This is a genomic window from Streptomyces chumphonensis (genome assembly GCF_014779715.1).
Classification (GTDB): Bacteria; Actinomycetota; Actinomycetes; order Streptomycetales; family Streptomycetaceae; genus Streptomyces; species Streptomyces chumphonensis.
Genome location: NZ_JACXYU010000010.1, coordinates 63,345 through 79,847 on the forward strand (window position 1 = coordinate 63,345; position 16,503 = coordinate 79,847).

11 protein-coding genes and 1 pseudogene are annotated in these 16,503 nt (G+C 70.8%); 10 read left to right on the top strand and 2 right to left on the bottom strand.

Translation table 11 applies throughout. From position 1 onward, the window contains the following. Window positions 1-83 precede the first annotated feature (83 nt). Both mca and IF129_RS18415 read left to right on the top strand, forming a co-directional pair. Entirely contained in the window at window positions 84-956 is an 873-nt protein-coding gene (gene mca, locus IF129_RS18410; RefSeq protein ID WP_191210820.1) for a mycothiol conjugate amidase Mca, read from the top strand. Window positions 957-960: 4 nt separating this feature from the next. Further along, window positions 961-1,170, top strand: coding sequence for a hypothetical protein (locus IF129_RS18415; protein ID WP_191210821.1), 210 nt, complete (start codon window positions 961-963; stop codon window positions 1,168-1,170). 55 nt (window positions 1,171-1,225) lie between these two features. On the opposite strand, the gene IF129_RS18420 is transcribed toward IF129_RS18415, so the two are convergent. Continuing rightward, window positions 1,226-4,534: a tetratricopeptide repeat protein gene (locus IF129_RS18420; RefSeq protein WP_224755190.1), complete on the bottom strand. Its 3,309-nt coding sequence runs from the start codon at window positions 4,532-4,534 to the stop codon at window positions 1,226-1,228. Window positions 4,535-4,994: 460 nt separating this feature from the next. After that, on the bottom strand, window positions 4,995-6,167 hold the full coding sequence (locus IF129_RS18425; protein WP_191210822.1) for a PucR family transcriptional regulator: 1,173 nt from the start codon (window positions 6,165-6,167) through the stop codon (window positions 4,995-4,997). An 86-nt stretch (window positions 6,168-6,253) separates the two neighbouring features. On the opposite strand from IF129_RS18425, the gene IF129_RS18430 reads away from it, so the two are divergent. The 8 genes and pseudogenes from IF129_RS18430 (at window position 6,254) to cas5e (ending at window position 16,412) form a co-directional block, all read left to right on the top strand. Further along, complete coding sequence (locus IF129_RS18430) at window positions 6,254-7,309, top strand: ferredoxin reductase (RefSeq protein WP_191210823.1); 1,056 nt, start codon at window positions 6,254-6,256, stop codon at window positions 7,307-7,309. Between the two features lie 7 nt (window positions 7,310-7,316). Continuing rightward, a complete protein-coding gene (locus tag IF129_RS18435) occupies window positions 7,317-8,435 on the top strand; it encodes a fatty acid desaturase family protein (RefSeq protein WP_191210824.1) in 1,119 nt (372 codons plus the stop codon). A gap of 49 nt (window positions 8,436-8,484) precedes the next feature. Further along, window positions 8,485-8,553, top strand: a pseudogene (locus IF129_RS27105) (DUF255 domain-containing protein); the annotation flags it as partial. Between the two features lie 745 nt (window positions 8,554-9,298). After that, complete coding sequence (locus tag IF129_RS18445) at window positions 9,299-12,025, top strand: CRISPR-associated endonuclease Cas3'' (RefSeq protein ID WP_191210825.1); 2,727 nt, start codon at window positions 9,299-9,301, stop codon at window positions 12,023-12,025. A gap of 64 nt (window positions 12,026-12,089) precedes the next feature. Next, window positions 12,090-13,688 carry a type I-E CRISPR-associated protein Cse1/CasA gene (casA, locus tag IF129_RS18450; RefSeq protein ID WP_191210826.1) on the top strand — a complete coding sequence of 533 codons (1,599 nt, stop codon included), beginning with the start codon at window positions 12,090-12,092 and terminating at the stop codon, window positions 13,686-13,688. 28 nt (window positions 13,689-13,716) lie between these two features. Next, the gene (casB, locus tag IF129_RS18455; RefSeq protein ID WP_191210827.1) at window positions 13,717-14,391 is read left to right on the top strand and encodes a type I-E CRISPR-associated protein Cse2/CasB; all 675 of its coding nucleotides are present in this window, start codon (window positions 13,717-13,719) and stop codon (window positions 14,389-14,391) included. A 24-nt stretch (window positions 14,392-14,415) separates the two neighbouring features. Then, entirely contained in the window at window positions 14,416-15,594 is a 1,179-nt protein-coding gene (cas7e, locus tag IF129_RS18460) for a type I-E CRISPR-associated protein Cas7/Cse4/CasC (protein ID WP_191210828.1), read from the top strand. Next, entirely contained in the window at window positions 15,591-16,412 is an 822-nt protein-coding gene (cas5e, locus tag IF129_RS18465; RefSeq protein ID WP_191210829.1) for a type I-E CRISPR-associated protein Cas5/CasD, read from the top strand. Before cas7e ends, cas5e begins: the two co-directional genes overlap by 4 nt. Window positions 16,413-16,503: the final 91 nt, after the last annotated feature.

Below are 16,503 nucleotides of genomic sequence, written 5' to 3' on the forward strand. Positions count from 1 at the left end.
GGAGAATGAGGAATAGAACGGGGCGCTGCGTCAGTCACTATAGAAGCCGTGTTCCTTCACCAGTGAACGAGGATCGAAGAGCCTTGACCGAGCAGCTGCGACTGATGGCCGTGCACGCCCACCCCGACGACGAGTCGAGCAAGGGTGCGGCGACCATGGCGATGTACGTGTCCGAGGGGGTGGACGTGCTGGTCGCGACCTGCACGGGCGGTGAGCGCGGTTCCATCCTCAACCCCAAGCTCCAGGGCGACGCCTACATCGAGGCGAACATCCACGAGGTGCGCCGCAAGGAGATGGACGAGGCCCGCGAGATCCTGGGCGTCAAGCAGGCGTGGCTGGGCTTCGTCGACTCCGGGCTGCCGGAGGGCGACCCGCTGCCGCCGCTGCCCGAGGGCTGCTTCGCCCTCCAGGACGTCGACGAGGCGGCGGGCGCGCTCGTGAAGCTCATCCGCTCCTTCCGCCCGCACGTGATCACCACGTACGACGAGAACGGCGGCTACCCCCACCCCGACCACATCATGACCCACAAGATCTCGATGGTCGCGTTCGACGCCGCCGCCGACCCGGACCGCTACCCGGAGGCCGGCCCCGCCTGGCGGCCGCTGAAGCTCTACTACAACCAGGGCTTCAACCGCCGCCGCACCCAGACGCTGCACGACGCGATGCTGGAGCGCGGCCTGGACTCCCCCTACGGGGAGTGGCTCAAGCGGTGGGACGAGTTCCAGAAGGCCGAGCGCGACATCACGACGTTCGTCCCCTGCGGCGACTACTTCGAGGTCCGCGACAAGGCCCTGATCGCCCACGCCACCCAGATCGACCCCGACGGCGGCTGGTTCCGCGTCCCGATGGAGGTCCAGCGGGAGGTCTGGCCGACGGAGGAGTACGAGCTGGCGAAGTCGCTCGTCGACACCACCCTCCCCGAGAGCGACCTCTTCGCGGGCATCCGCGACAATTGAGCCCATGAGTGCTACGCAGGCCCTGCTGACCTCGCCCTCCGCCGCCGATCTGGTGACCCTCGCCCAGGAGCTGGACGAGAACAAGGTGACGCCCGGGGTCCTCGGCTTCATCGTGTTCGCCGTGATGGGGCTGGGGGTGTGGTTCCTGATGAAGTCCCTGAACCGCCACATGGGCCGGGTCGACTTCCCCGAGGAGACCGAACCGAAGAAGTGACGCGCCCGGCCGCCGATCCGCGCCCGCGGACCGGCGGCCGGGCCACACCGGCGCGTCAGGGCGCCGCGACGCCCATCGTGTCGCGGGCGGCGCGGGAGGGCACCATGCCCAGCTGCCACACCCGCCAGCCCTCCTCCGGCTCGATGCCGCGCTCCAGCATCAGGGCGTAGGCCTCCGCGCAGTCCGCGAGGACGGGATCGCGGTCGGGGTGACCGTCCGCCACCAGGTCGGCCAGCTCCTGCTGGGCCACCGCCGTGCCGACGACCGAGCCGCCCGGTGCGGCGAACGGCAGCAGCGTGCACCGCAGGAACCGGGCCCAGTCACCCCCGCGCCGGTCGGGGGCCGGGCCGCCCTCCGGGTCGCCGTACCCGGCCGTGAACAGGGCCAGCGCCTCGTCCGTCAGCCCCAGGGCCTGCGTCAGCCTGCCGTTGCCCGCGTCGATGACCGCGAGCTCCAGGCAGGACCACGCCTCACCGTGCGGGACGCCGACCCGCTGGAAGTCGCTGCGGGCGTCCTGCAGGAGCTGCCGTGCGAACCCGGAGTTGCGCAGCGACCCGGACGTCGCGGCCGCCCGCTGGTCGCGGGTCACCCGGCCCAGGTGATGCCGGGCACAGGCCAGCCCGTAGGCGTCCCGCATCCGGCTGAAACTCGCGCGGGCCCGCTCCAGCTCCTGCACCGCGCCGTCGCGGTTGCCGCTCTCCTCCAGGGCGAGCCCCAGGTAGTAGCGCGTCCAGGCGGCACCCCGGGGGTCCTCGCCCTCGCGATGCCGCACCAGCGCGCCGTGCAGCTCCTCCACCGCCTCGCCCGCCTCCCCGGCGTAGAGCCGGGCGCGCGCCAGCTCCGTCAGGGCCCACGCCTCGCCGCGACCGTCCTGGGTGCGCCGGTACTCCTCCAGCGCACGCTGGAGCTCGGCCTCGGCGCCGCCCACGTCGCCGGTGCGCAGCAGGGTCTGGCCCAGTTGGAAGTGCGCCCACGCCTGCCCGTGGACGCTCTCGCTGTGCCGGTGGCCCTCCAGCGCCTCCCGCAGCAGCCCGAGCGCCTCCCGCAGGCGTCCCCGGTCGCGCTCGACGGCGGCGAGGGCGTGCAGCGTCCACGCCCGGTCGCCGCGCAGCGCCTCGCCCGTCTGGAGCTCCAGCGCCTCCCCGAGCTTCGCCGCCGACTCCGCGAGCTTCCCCTGGTGGTGCAGCGTGATGCCCAGCTCGCGCAGGGTCCGGGCGGCCCCGGCGGCGTGGTCGGCCTCCAGGTACAGGCTGACGACCGACGTGAGCGTGGAGTGCGAGCGGTCCAGCTCGCCCAGCTGGCGGGCGGCGATACCGGTGCGCCACTGCACGGACCGCGTCAGCAGCCCCTGGTCGACGGCCTCGGTGAGGTCGCTCAGCTCGCCGAGCCGGTAGAGGTCACCTCGCAGCAGGCAGTAGTCGCACAGCGCGCCGAGCAGGTGCAGCACGGCCGACTGGTCGACCGCCGGGTCGGCGTGCCGCAGCGCGGCCGTGATGAAGCTCGACTCGTCGTCCAGCCAGCGCAGGGCGGCGTCCAGCGAGGCGAAGCCGTGCCCGCCGAAGTGCCCGGTGGCACGCGTCGACGTCTTGCCGTCCACCATGCGGATGACGGTGTCGGCCAGCTCCGCGTACGACCGCAGCAGCCGCTCCTGCGCGGCGGCCCGCTCCCCGGCCTCCTCCTCGTCACGCAGCCGGGCCAGCGCGAACCGGCGCACGAGGCCGTGCAGCCGGTACCGTTCCCCGCGCACGTGCTGGATCAGCCCGGCCCCGGCCAGGGCCGCCAGCTCGCGCCCTGCGGCGTGCTCGTCGGTGCCCAGCAGCGCGGCGGCCGCCGCCGCGCCGAGGCTCGCCCGCCCGGCGAGCGCGAGGCGCCGCAGCAGCGTGCGGGCCGCGTCGGACTGGTCGGCGTACCGCACCGCGAGAACGCGCCCCACCGGGTCCGCCGCGTCGTCCGGTCCCCGCGCGGCGAGCCGCCGGGCGAGCGCCCCCGCGTCCCCGTCCGCCGGGTCCCCGCCCTCGGCGAGTGCGGAGCCCGCCAGCCGCAGCGCGAAGGGCAGCCCGCCGCACCGGGCGGTCAGCTCGGCGTACCCGGCGGCGTCGTGGGGCCGCGCCGTGGCCCCGCCGCCGCGCCCCGCCGCGACGGCGCTCAGCAGCTCCTCCGCTCCGGACGCGTCGAGCCCGCCCAGCTCCAGGTGGTGCACCCGGGCCGTCAGCTCCGGGGGCAGCTCCAGCGGCCCGGTCGCGGTGACCACGACCAGGCTGTCGGACCCCTGCGGCACGAGTGCCGCCACCTGCGCGGCGTCCGTCGCGTCGTCCAGCACGACCGTGACCGGCAGATCCTCCAGATGCTGGTGGTAGAGCTCCGTGAGCCGACGCACCTGCTGCTCCTGCGCGGGCCGCTCCCGCCCCGAGGTGCCCCGGAACAGCAACTGCTCCCGGGGCGCGCCCAGCCGGTTGAGCAGGTGGAGCAGCGCGTCGCGGGTGCTGAGCGGTGTGCTGCCGTCGCCGCGCAGGTCCACCAGGCACGCGCCGCGGAACTCGTCGCGCAGCGCGTGCGCCGTGCGCACCGCCAGCGCCGTGCGCCCCGACCCGGGCGGCCCGTGCAGCACGACGACGGTCGGCCGCGTCTCCGTGGCCGTCCGCGCCTGCCGCACCCACTGCCCGACGCGCTCCAGCTCCGCCCGGCGGCCGGTGAACGGTTCCACCGGAGCGGGCAGTTGGGTGAAGGACTGGGCCAGCACGTTCCGCCGACGCGCCGCCGCACTGCGGTCCGTGCCGCGCAGCCGGGGCTGCCCGCCGCCGCTCCCCCCGGCGCGGGAGGAGCGGGCCCTCGGCACGGTGGCCCGCTGCTGCTCCAGGTACGGCCGCACGCCGCGCAGCTCCAACGCCGTCAGCCAGGCGAGCCGCAACTGCTCGACGCCGCCGGGCTGGTGCCGCGCGCCCGCCCCGGACTGGGCGGCCCACAGATGGGCGCCGACGATCCACGCCAGCGCCCCCGCCACGCCCGCCACGGCCACCAGCAGAGCCGCGCCCAGCGCCTCGCCCGAGCCGTACTCCCGGTCCCACAGCATGATCGCCACCGAGGCGACCACGACGGCCCCGGCGACCGGCCCGAGCGCCGCGCCGGAGAACCGCTCGCCCAGCCGCCCGGGCCCCGCCGCGTCCAACGCCCCGGCGAACGCCGCGTACTCCTCGCCGGCCCGCCCGGCGATGTCGTCGAGCGCGGCCCGGCCCCGGGCCAGCAGCACTCCGCCGTCGGCCCTCCCGCCGCTGCGCCGCACCTCCTCGTCCACCGCACGGGCCAGTACGCGCTCGGCCTCCGCGCGGTGCTCCTCCCTCAGTGGTGTGACCACGACCCCCGCCATACGCACCTCTCCCTCGAACGTGACCCCCAAGTCTTTCGCTTCCCGTCCCGGCGCGACACCCCGCGCCCCGGCGTGAGCGGGGGCGCCCGGATGCGCCGGGGCGCGGAGAAGCCGTCACCGCGATCGCCGGCCGGTTGGTGGCGACGAGGCCGTGGAAGCGGGCGCTTCTCGCAGAGGGCGACCGGGCGCCCTCTCGCGGAGCCGCGACGGGCCCGTGGGCTGACCCGGCAGGACGTGGCCGGCCCGTACGGGCGTCACGGTGAGCCGGCGGCGCGAGCGGTCGGCCGCCTCGCACGCCTCCTCACCCCAGGGCCGCCATCGATCGCGCATCGGCCCGCCCCGACAGCACGTCCGCCTGGTGGTCGAGACCGTCTCGCCCGGTTCGGAGACCACCGACCGGATCGTATGGAGCCTCAGGTCCCGGTCTTCAGGTGTCCACGATCAGGGGAGGGGCTGGGCGCTATGCGCGGACGCGGTCGTGGACGGGAACGCGTCCGCCGACCCGAAGACCGACCGCAAGAGTCAGTTCAAGGACCCGGTGCGGTGACGTGAGTTCCGGGAACAGTTCCCGCAGCTGCGACATTCGGTAGCGGACCGTCTGGGGATGGACGAACAACGCCGCCGCGATCTCGTTCCGCCTGCCCTGGTGCAGCAGCCACGCCCGCAACGTCTCCTCCAGCCGCCGCGCGGTCGCGGCGGGCAAGGTCTGCAGCGGTGCGAGGGCTCGGGCCCGCAGGTCCGCCAAAGCGTCCACGTCGGCGCTCAGGATCAGCTCGGGCAGGTGGTCCTCGGTGTCGCGAATCTCAGCGGAGACGGAGCGCGCGCGTACGGCTCGTGCGTACGAGGCGGACGCACGCGTCCACGGCCGGGCCGGGCCGACCACGGCGCTGCGGTTGTGCAGCTGTCGCAGGAGCCGCGATCGGTCGGCATCGGGGACGAGCAGCACTCCCAGGGCGTCCGGAAGATCGTCGAGGACGAGGGTGTTCGGGGCGAGCGTGCGGTAGGCGGGGCGGGCCTGGGCGGCGGGCAGCAGGACCGCGGTCAGCGACGCCGGAGGCTGCCATCCGGCCCGTTGAGCAGAGGCCCGCAGCACGTCCGAGGTCGCGTCCGCGAGGAGGTCGCGGGCCAGGTGTTCAAGGTGGCGCTCATGGGCCCGGCCCTGGGCGGCCAGTTCGTCGGCGTGGCCCGCGGCGCTCGCGGCGGAGAGCTCGTCGATGTAGGCGAAGGTCAGCTCGGCGAACTTGGCGACCTCGGCGGCGGGCAGACCTGCGGGCACGGCACCCGCTGCCAGGCAGCGCCAGGCGACGCGGGCGCCGACGCGGTAGGCGCTGAGCAGGGCGTCCATCGAACGGCCGTCGCGCACCTCGCCGCGGCCCAGTTCGTAGGCGGCGTCGCCGGCGTCGCCGCCCGTGGCGTTGCCGCTCGCCAGGTCCAGGTAGTGCCCGAGGGTGGTCCGGACGGCTCGGCGGATGGTGCCGCCCATGCGGCCCGAGAGGGCGTTGGCGTAGGGCGGGACCTCGTCGATGATCGCCTGGACGATCTCGTCGGCGGTGGTCTTCAGCGCGGCCCGCAGTGCGGTGACCGTCGTCTCATCCAGGGCCAGCTCGCTGGCCCGTCGGGTTGCATGGCTCATGGTTTCGTCTTCTGTGAACAATTCAGCGGGCCAGATTCACGTCCTGCGGTCAGGACTTTACCCCTGAGGCGCATCAAGCTGGAGTCATGACGAGTGCAGCCCTCCGCAGGGGGGCGTGGAAACTGCTGGAGATGGTCACGACGCCGGTGTTGCCGTCGGACTACCTCGACCTGGTCAGTCCGCTGCGTACGGGCGCTGACCTGCGGGGGCGCATCGAGGCCGTGCACCCCGAGACGGGCGACGCCGTGACCGTCGTCATCAGGCCGGGACGGGGGTGGCGCGGCCACACAGCCGGTCAGTACCTGCGGATCGGGGTCGACGTCGACGGGGTGCGCCTGTGGCGTGCCTACTCGCTCACCTCGCCGACGAACCGCCGGGACGGCCGCGTCACGATCACGGTGAAGGCGATCCCGGACGGCAAGGTCAGCAATTACCTGGTCCGCAGGGCGAAACCGGGCACGCTGGTCCAGCTCGACCAGGCGACCGGTGACTTCGTACTGCCGGACGCCAGGCCCGCCAAGGTGCTCTACCTGACGGCCGGCAGCGGCATCACGCCGGTGATGGGCATGCTGCGCGACACCGGGTTCGACGACGTCGTCATGATCCACTGCGCGCCACGGCCGCAGGACGTGATCTTCCGGGATGAACTGCACGATCTGGTCGCTGAGAAGAAGCTGCGCCTCACCGAGGTGCACACCGACACCGACGGCGTGCTCGACATCGCCCGTCTCGACGAACTCGTGCCCGACTGGGCCGAGCGCGAGACCTGGGCCTGCGGGCCCGCGGGCCTGCTCGATGCCGCCCAAGAGCACTGGAGCGCGCACGGCGTGCGAGAACGTCTGCACACCGAACGCTTCCGCCCCAGCATCGTCGTCCCCGGCGACGGCGGCGCGGTCACGTTCAGCACCACCGGCAAGACCGTCAGCGCGGACGGCGCCACGCCGTTGCTGGACATCGGTGAGGAGGCCGGCGTGCTCATGCCCTCCGGGTGCCGCATGGGCATCTGCTTCGGCTGCGTCACCCCGCTCAAGGCCGGCGCCGTCCGCGACCTGCGCACCGGCGGGATCACCGAGGCCGAGCCGGGCGTCCTCATCCAGACCTGCGTGTCCGCCGCCGCGGGCGCCTGCGACATCGAACGGTAGGAGCAATGTGACCGCCATCGACCCCACCGCCCACCTGACCGCGGAGCAGATCGAGGAGCTCGGCCGCGAGCTGGACGCGATCCGCGACGCGGTGATCGCCGACCTGGGCGAGAAGGACGCCGCCTACATTCGCAAGGTCATCTCGGCGCAGCGCAAGCTTGAGCTGGCCAGCAGGGGCGTGCTGCTGTTCTCGTTCTTCCCGCCCGCGTGGCTGATCGGCACCGCAGGTCTGTCCGTGGCGAAGATCATGGACAACATGGAGATCGGCCACAACATCCTGCACGGCCAGTGGGACTGGATGCGGGATCCGAAGATCCACTCCACCACGTGGGACTGGGATCACGTCTCGCCGCCCGAGCAGTGGAAGCACTCGCACAACGAGCTGCACCACAGGTACACCAACGTACTCGGCAAGGACAATGACCTCGGCTACGGCATCATGCGCGTCGACGAGGACCAGAAGTGGCACCCCTTCCACCTCGGGCAGCCGCTGTGGAACTTCGTCAACGCCTGCTTCTTCGAGTACGGCATCGCGGCGTACGACCTGGAGCTCGGCAAGAACCTCCACAAGCGCCGCCGCAAGAACCCGGAGTTCCGCGCGCGGGCCAGGGCCGTGGGGCGCAAGATCCGCAAGCAGGTGCTCAAGGACTACGTGATCCACCCGCTGCTGTCGGGCCCGTCGTTCCTCACCACACTCGCCGCCACGTTCACCGCGAACCTGGTCCGCAACCTCTGGTCCCACTCGGTGATCATGTGCGGGCACTTTCCCGAGGGCGTGCAGGTCTTCGAGCGCCGGTCGATCAGGGGCGAAACGCGCGGCCAGTGGTACCTGCGCCAGATGATGGGCTCGGCGAACATCAGCGGCAGCAAGGCCATGCACTTCATGACCGGCAACCTGTCGCACCAGATCGAGCATCACCTGTTCCCCGACCTGCCGAGCAATCGGTACGCCGAGGTCGCGGTGAAGGTGCGCGCGCTGTTCGAGAAGTACGAGCTGGAGTACGTCACCGGGTCGCTGCCCAAGCAGGTGTTCTCCGCGTGGCACAAGGTCTTCCGGCTCTCGCTGCCCAACAGGAAGCCCAGGGTCAAGACGCCGGACCGCGAGCCGGACCTCGTCGCCATCTGATTCCCGGGACCGGTTCAGCGCTCTCGGCCGCTCCGGTGCCACCGCCGCTTCCGCACGGCGGCGGGACGTGCCGATGCTGCTGTCGGTCGGTTACTCCGCCTGCCACTGGTGCCAGTAGCTGAACACAACCGGGTAGCTCAGACCTGCGATGTTTCCAAGGCGCATCAGCGTCGACGCGTATGATGAGTGGCCCGGCGAAGACATCGACGCATGGATCCAAGATCAACTGACAGTGGCTCCGGAGTGGCCGCCGGAGCGCTACGTCACCATCCGGCAGCACCTGGAGGGCGCCCCGCCCTCCGTCAGCCAAGACTGCGAGACGGCGGCACGGTGCCGGTTCGGTGAGAGGGGCTCAGTTCCGGCGCTGCCCGCTTCGCCGCCTCCGGACGTGTACGGGCCGGGTCATTTTCGACCGGCGCAGAGAGGGGGTGACGGGCCCCCGGGGCCCGTCACCGTTGGCTCAGATGAGCCAGCCGACGAGTTCGTGGATCAAGGCGCGGAGCGCCGCGCTGACCACCACGCGTGACCCCTCGAGAAGGACCTCACGACGCAGGACGAACTTGTGCAGGAATCGGGACACTGAACCCTCCAAGTTGTGACGGTCCGAGGGGTCCGCGTCCCTCGGGGAGGGTCGTGGCCTTGTCCCGAACCGCCGTTGCTTGGAAGGCTGGTGTGATTCCGCGCACCTCCCGGGGAGGCGTGCAGCAGTAAGTATTCTACGGGGCGCCGGTGTTGGCGCCAACGCAGATGAGTGCACTCCGGACGTCGGCCAGTGCGCGGTCGTTGCGCAGGGTGAGGGGTGCGGACGTGTCCGCGCCGCGCCGGCGTAGGAGTGTCTGCACCGGAGCGCGTGAAGGAGCCGTATGCCTTTGGACTCCCGTCTTTGGGGGAAGGCCCGGAACTTGGGGAGGAGTGCCCGCCTCGAGCAGAACATGCATCCGTTGATCTGCCATCTCCTGGATACGGCGGCAGTTGCCGAGGTCGTGTGGGATGAATTACTGACGGCGCATCAGCGGAGCGTGGTGGCGGAGGCGCTGCGGGTTGCGGAGGCGGAAGCGCGGGTGCTCGCGGCGTTCTGGGCGGGGCTTCATGACATCGGGAAGATCAGGGTGCCGTTCCAGACGCATGGGGATGGTCCGAAGGACGCGGACTCGAAGCTGCTGACGGCGGAGTTGGGCGGCGAAGCGGCGTACGTGTTCGATACCCGTGCCATCCAGGACAGGCAGTCGCATGAGGCGGCGGCGCACTGGTGGCTGGTGGGGCAGTTCCAGGAGATCGGCTATCCATCGTCGCGGCGGCGTCCGCAGACGCGGCTGGGCCACGCGGTGGCCCAGCTACTTGGCGGACACGGCGGCCGGTACCACCCGGTGCTGTACGACAAGGACTCCAGGTGCCCGGCAGCGCGACACCCCGGTCTGGGGGAGCGGGGCTGGGAGGAGCAGCGGCGGATCCACTTCGACGAGGTGCGCAGGGTGGTCGGGGCGCGAGTGCTTCCGCAGGGGCGGATGACGCCCGGCGCGGCCGTGATCCTGACGGGGTTGGTGATGCTGTCGGATTGGCTGGCCAGTATCGAGGAAGAGATCCGGACCCGACTCAGGGAGGGCGGGTGGGCCGGGACTCCTGAAGACCTGGACGCCTATTGGCAGGTCGCCCGCGATGCAGCTCCGCGGCTGGTGCGGCGCACGGAGCTGCTGGGGACGGGCTTCGCTCCGCCGCCTGATCCGGCGCGGTACGAAGACGAGGCGGGTCTTCGTGGAAGCCTAGCCTGTCAGTTGCCCGAGCTCGTGGCCGCGCACGGGCCGGGCATGGCCGTAGTGACCGCGCCGCCGGGGGAGGACCGTACGGAGACGGCTCTGCACGCAGCGGCGATCCTGGGGTATGCGGCCGGGGCCCGGGGGCTCTTCTATGCGCTGCCGACCGGGGCAGCGGCCGACAGCCACATGGCGCAGGTGCAGACCTTCGCCGAGCAGGCACTGGCCGGCCCGTGGCAGTCGCTCCTGCTCCACAGCTCCTCACGGATGAATCCGGCTGAAGCCGCAGGGGCGTGGGCGCGGGCCAACAAGGCCGCTGGGATCAGTGGAGAGCCCGGTGAGGAGTGGGCCCTGGCGGCGAACAGCTGGCTCAACTACCAGCACCGCGCGCTGCTGGCTTCGCTGGGCACGGGGACGGTCGATGAACTGTTGCAGGCCGTACTCCCGTCGCCGTTCAACGTGATGCGGCTGTTCGCCTTCTCGGGCAAGGTCATCGTCATCGATGAAGCGCATGCCCGCGGCGCCTGGGGGCAGAAGTTGATGCTGCGATTCCTGGAGTGGGCTGCTGCCCTGCGCGTCCCGGTGGTGCTGGTCACTGCGATGGCGGACCAATCGGTGGATGCGATGCTGGCGGCGTACCGCCGTGGCGCGGGCCAGAGCAAGCAGCCGGTGCCGCAGTCTCGTCGGTTGCCCGGATGGTCGTTCGTGGATGCGCACTCCGGCGCCGAGCACATCCCCGAGCAGCCGACTGCGGTCGGCCGTGCCGTTACGCTCAGCATCGAGGTCGTCGACGGCGAGCCGTATGACGAGGTCCGGGCAGCTCTCGCGCCGATGGCCGCGACCGGCCAAGGCGCGGCCGTCGTCTATCAGTCTTCTCCCGGGGAGGCCGTCCGCACTTTCCGGCGGCTCGCAGAGGATCAGCCCGGGTTCGACTTGCGACTGGTCCACGAACAGATGCGCAACAAGGACCGATGGCAGCGCCTCGCCGCGTGCCGGAGCAGCTTCTCCGACTCTGCTGGGGCTCGGGGCCCCTCGGTACTGGTGACGACGCCGATGCTGGAACACGTCCAGGGTTTGCATTTCGACCTCGTCATCTCCGGTCCGGCGCCGCTCGCCAACCTGCTGCTCCGCGCGGAGCAGCGGACCGGTGACGCGCCACGACTGCTGGTGCTGGGAGCGGGGGCGTCTGCCGCTCTGGATGACCCGGGGCTGGTATGGCGCACCGCCGAACTCCTCGGGGCCGGCCGGAGGGTGTCCTTGCCCGACGATCTGCCATCGCTGCTGGATGAGGTCTACGCCGACAAGCTCGTCGACGGGCTGGAGGATGCCGTGGCGCGTCAGCTGCGGCACCTGGACAACCAGCGCACGGTCCGCGAGCGCGCTGGCAGCGGTACCGCGGGCTGGGCAGCGGTGCCTGGGCCGCGGGGGCTGGACGGCGACCTCAGCCTCTTGAGCCGCTCCCATCCGGGGATGGGGCCTGAGCTGCTCGCGCGCGTTCTGGGCGAGGAGATGGTGCACGTCGTGTGCCTCTACGGCGGCCGTAACGAGCAGCACCAGCGGGTGTACCTCCTGGAACACGGTGTCCTCGAGCAGAAGCTCGTACGTGACGGCAAAGGTAGACCGAATCCGTCCCAGCTCGTCCCTCACCTGGTGCCGGTGCCGAAACGACTCGTCCAGGGCGTCGAGGACGACGCCAACAAGACCTGGCGCGATATGTCAGCTTTGGAGACCGTGCTCCGCTTGAACTTGACCCTCGAAGGCGGCCAGTGGGTGCGCACCACTCCCAGTCACCGGTTCCGCATGAGTGAACTAGGTCTGGAGATCGCGTACTTGGCGTGACGTCCCACGTCACTTGTACCTCTTCGCCTAGAATCGGTGCACGCTTCGACCAGGGGGGAGACGCGTGACCGCGCCTGCGTTCAATCTGATCGACCAGCCATGGATCCCGGTCGCGTGGGGGGAGGGGGAGTCAGGCCCTTCGGAGGTAGGGCTCAGGGATCTGTTCCTGCGTGCCCGGGGCATCCGTGCCCTCCTCATCCCGGAAGCTCCCGCCCACTCGGCGCTGCTGCGCCTGCTGTACGCGCTCACGGCCCGGATCACAGGCCTGGACGAGGCCGGGCCCGGAAGCTGGGGCGACCGGCGCGAGGACATCCTCGAACAGGGCCTGCCCGAGCAGAGCATCGAACTTCCCGACGGCCACCAAGCAGGCATCGAAGGCTACTTCGACCGGTGGAAGCACCGCTTCGACCTCTTCGGCCGCGACCGCCCCTGGCTCCAGGACCCCCGTCTTCCTCACCAGTGTGACAGCTCGAGAACCGCTGGCGTCAACAAGCTGGTCATGAGCCGGGCAGCGGGCCAAAACCACTCCTGGTTCGGACACTGGAGCAGCGAAAGACTCCTGCCCCCCTGCCGCTCACAGGCCGCGCTGGCGCTCCTGACCTGGCATTATTGGGGCGCCCCTGGTGCCTCTTCGACCCGCACCGTCGGCAGCACAAGCCACCACTACGCGAAGGCCGCACCGTTGCGGGCGGCACTGTCATACCACCCGGAGTGCGACAACCTCTTCCTGACACTGCTCGCCGGCCTGACTCCGCCGGACAGCGCCGTCAGCCGGGCCACCGACTTGTGCCCCTGGGAGCGCGACGATCTCCCCGACCCGCTCAAGCCGATGCCGGAGCCGCAGGGGCCGTGCTCACGGCTCACCGCCTGCTCCCAGCACGCGCTCTACCTCGTCCCTGCCGACGACGGCGAGCGCGTCGCCGACGCCTACATCACCTGGGCCTACGACGCGACACGGCTGCGGCCGGAGGACGACTACCTGATATGGGAGTTCGACAAGGACGGGAACACCTACCCCCGCTCCGCACGCTCCGTCCGGTCGCTGTGGAGGGATATCGACGCTCTTCTCCTCAAGCAGCTGGACGATGCGAGCCCTCTCCAGCCGAAGGTCATGGACCATGCCTTCGATGTAAGCGAGTACCTGCGGGTGCGCGCGCTGGGCTTCGAACAGGACGCCACCAAGTCGTCGAACTACCAATACCTCGATGCCGTCACCCCCGCGCTCCTCACCCGAGTCGAAGAGGACGCGGTGAGCACCGAACGGCCCGTACGCCAGCTTCGGGAACTCGGCGAACTCTTCGGGGGCCGACTGGAGTACGCCACGAAGAGAGCCTGGCTGGGGTACACGGACGACAAGAGGAACGATCCCGGAGCCTGGCTGGACGCGGTCGCGGCACGGTACTGGCCGGCAGCGGAGAAGGAGTTCTGGTCACGCTTCCGGCAACTGACACGGGTCGACGGCGCCGGTGACCCCGGCTTCGACTTCGAGGCCACGTGCCGCGCCTTCGCCCGGCACGCCCTGGACGCGTACGAGGTGGTGACCGACTCCGTAACCCGTACTCCGCGGGGCGCGAAGGCCGTCACCAGGGCAAGGGCGATCATCCTCGCCGCCCGGAAAGACCCGCTCAAGGCGATGGAGCAGATGAGGAAGCAGAAGTCCTAGCCATCGACCGCCGACCCGAGGACAGGACGTGACCACCCAAGCCCCCGAAGCGAGCCGGCCGCAGGGCAGGCGTGCCGCCTACCTCGCCTTCGTCGACCACATCGAGCGCCTGTGCCGCCATGACCCCGGCGCCCGTGCCGCCCTGCGGTCGGGCCTGCGCCGCGACCTCGACCACCCACGCGCACGCGACATGCACCGGCTGCTGACGCCGCTCTTGCCGGAAGGGTGCGGTGACCGGGCGGCACAGGCCTACTACACGGTGGCCTCCCTGATCGCGGCCCAGCCGCGGCACGCCTTCGGGGCCGACCAGGACGAGGACGACGAGCGCGAAGAGGAACCAGAGCCCGTACAGAAGCAGGCTTCACAGGAAGCCGGGGAGCGGGAAGAGGAGAGCGAGCCGCCCAAGATCACTCCGTACGGTTCCTCGTTCGGTGCCGCTCTGGGATGTGCCGCCGCGGCGAAGGCCAAGCCCATGCGGCTCAGCGCGGCGGAGAGCAGCATCAAACGCCTGACCCGGCAGAGCATCCGCGGCGTCCACCTGCATCTGCCTGCTGCGGTCAACCAGGTGCGCGCCACCGACACCGCCATCGACTGGGGACAGTTGCTGGCAGACCTCATCGACTGGCCCTACCGATCGGGCCGCATCACTCGCCACTGGCTGCAGGACTTCTACCGGATCACCGCCCGCATCGACCAGGACTGACCACCCCACTGCAGGAGACCCCTGATGGCCGCCACACCCCGCTTCATCGACATCCACATCGTCCAGCCGGTGCCCTACGCGAACCTGAACCGGGACGACACCAACTCGGTGAAAACCGTGCTCTACGGTGACGCCCTGCGTACCCGTGTCTCCAGCCAGGCGTGGAAGCGGGCCACCCGCACGCATTTCCAGGAGGTGCTCGGAGACAGGACACTGCGCACCCGCCGTATCGGCGAGCGGGTCTCCGAGACACTGCGAGGCCGCGGGTGGGACCAGGAGCTCGCCGAACGAGCCGGCGCCCATGTGGCGGCGGGCAGCAGCGTCAAGTGGGAAGTGGCCAAGGGCCCGGACAAGCAACCCGTCAAGAACAAGGTCCTGACCAACGCCCTCATCTACCTCCCCGAGAACGCCATCGAAGCCCTGGCGGACATCGCCGAAGCCCACAAGGACGCGCTCACGACCGACTTCACCGGCGGCAAAGGCAAGAAGACCGAGAGCGTCCTTCCGAAGAACCAGATCGACAAGATCTTCCGGGAGCGGAACGGCATCATCAACCTCTTCGGCCGGATGCTCGCCGAAGTCGACGACGCCGACGTCGACGGTGCCGTGCAGGTCGCGCACGCCTTCACCACCCACGTCACCGAGGTCGAACTCGACTACTTCTCCGCCGTCGACGATTTCACCGAAGCGAAGAACGACGAGACCGGCAGCGGCCACATGGGCACAGCCGAGTTCAGCGCCAGCACCTTCTACCGGTTCGCCACAGTCGACCTTAAGGAGGTCGCCAAAAACCTGGGCGACGGCTGCACACTCGACCTTGAGGCCGCCCGCGAACTCACCGGCCAGTTCCTGCTGTCCTTCATCGAGTCCCTCCCGCAGGCGAAGAAGAACTCCACCGCCCCCCACACGCTCCCGCACCTGGTCCACGTCGCCGTCCGTTCCGACCGGCCGCTGTCCTTCGCCGCCGCCTTCGAAGAGCCCGTACGGGCAGCCGCGAACGGAGGCTTCGTGGGGCGCTCGGTGGCGGACGTCGACGCGTACGCCAACGCGGCGAACACCCTCCTCGGCCCCGAACGCGTCCTGCACGCGGCCCACGCCTCGCTCGATTTCGACAAGCTGCAGCACCTCGGCAAGCGTCATGCATCCTTCAAGGCGCTCGTCTACAGCGCCCTCGACGTCGCTCTTGCCGAGGTCCCGCAGTGACCGGACGACCCGCCCGCGGGCTGCTGCTGCGGCTCGCCGGCCCTCTCCAGTCCTGGGGGACGCACAGCAAGTACCTGTGGCGGGACACCGCCCCTTTCCCCACCCGGTCCGGAGTCATCGGCATGCTGGCCGCGGCCCTCGGGCGTAAGCGCGGTGCACCCCTCGACGATCTGACAGCGCTGTCGATGACGGTGCGTGTCGACCGGCCGGGGGTCGTGCTCTCCGACTACCACACCGTAGGCGGCGGGCTGCCCGCGAAGGAGACCGTGATCACGGTCGGCCGTGAGCGCCGGAGCGAAGGCAGGAGCACCCTGGTCTCCAAGCGCCAATACCTTGCCGACGCCGCCTTCACGGTCGCCCTCACCTCCGACGATGAAATGCTGCACCTGTGCGCCGATGCCCTGCGTGAACCGCACTGGACCCTCTACCTCGGCCGCCGGGCCTGCCCGCCCGAGGGCCCCGTCCTGTTGGGAACAGCGAACGACCCGTTGCACCACCTCGTACGGATCCCCCTGGCGGCCAAGAAGCCGCGCGGCGGCCCGCAGCCCGTCGAGTTCTACAGCGACAGGCGCCTCGGAGCCCTCCCTGTCAACTCTGACGCCGCCGACAGCGGCGACGGCAACCACCACAGCGGCGAAATCACCGACGAACCGCTCTCCTTCGCCCCGCTGGAGCGCGAATACCGGCCGCGCCGCCTGTACCGGCGAGCCGCGAACCTACCGCAAGCCGCATACGGAGGCTTCGGCACCGGCTACCTGGAGAAGCTCCAGAGTTATATCGACACCAACTTCGCCGAGCCGCAGAGGAGCACCCGGTGACCCTGTGGCTGACCCGCAGCGACCCCTCGCTCAGATATCCCGACGCCCGCCGACCGACTCATCGGCTACGTCAAGGGCATCCGTCCCCACC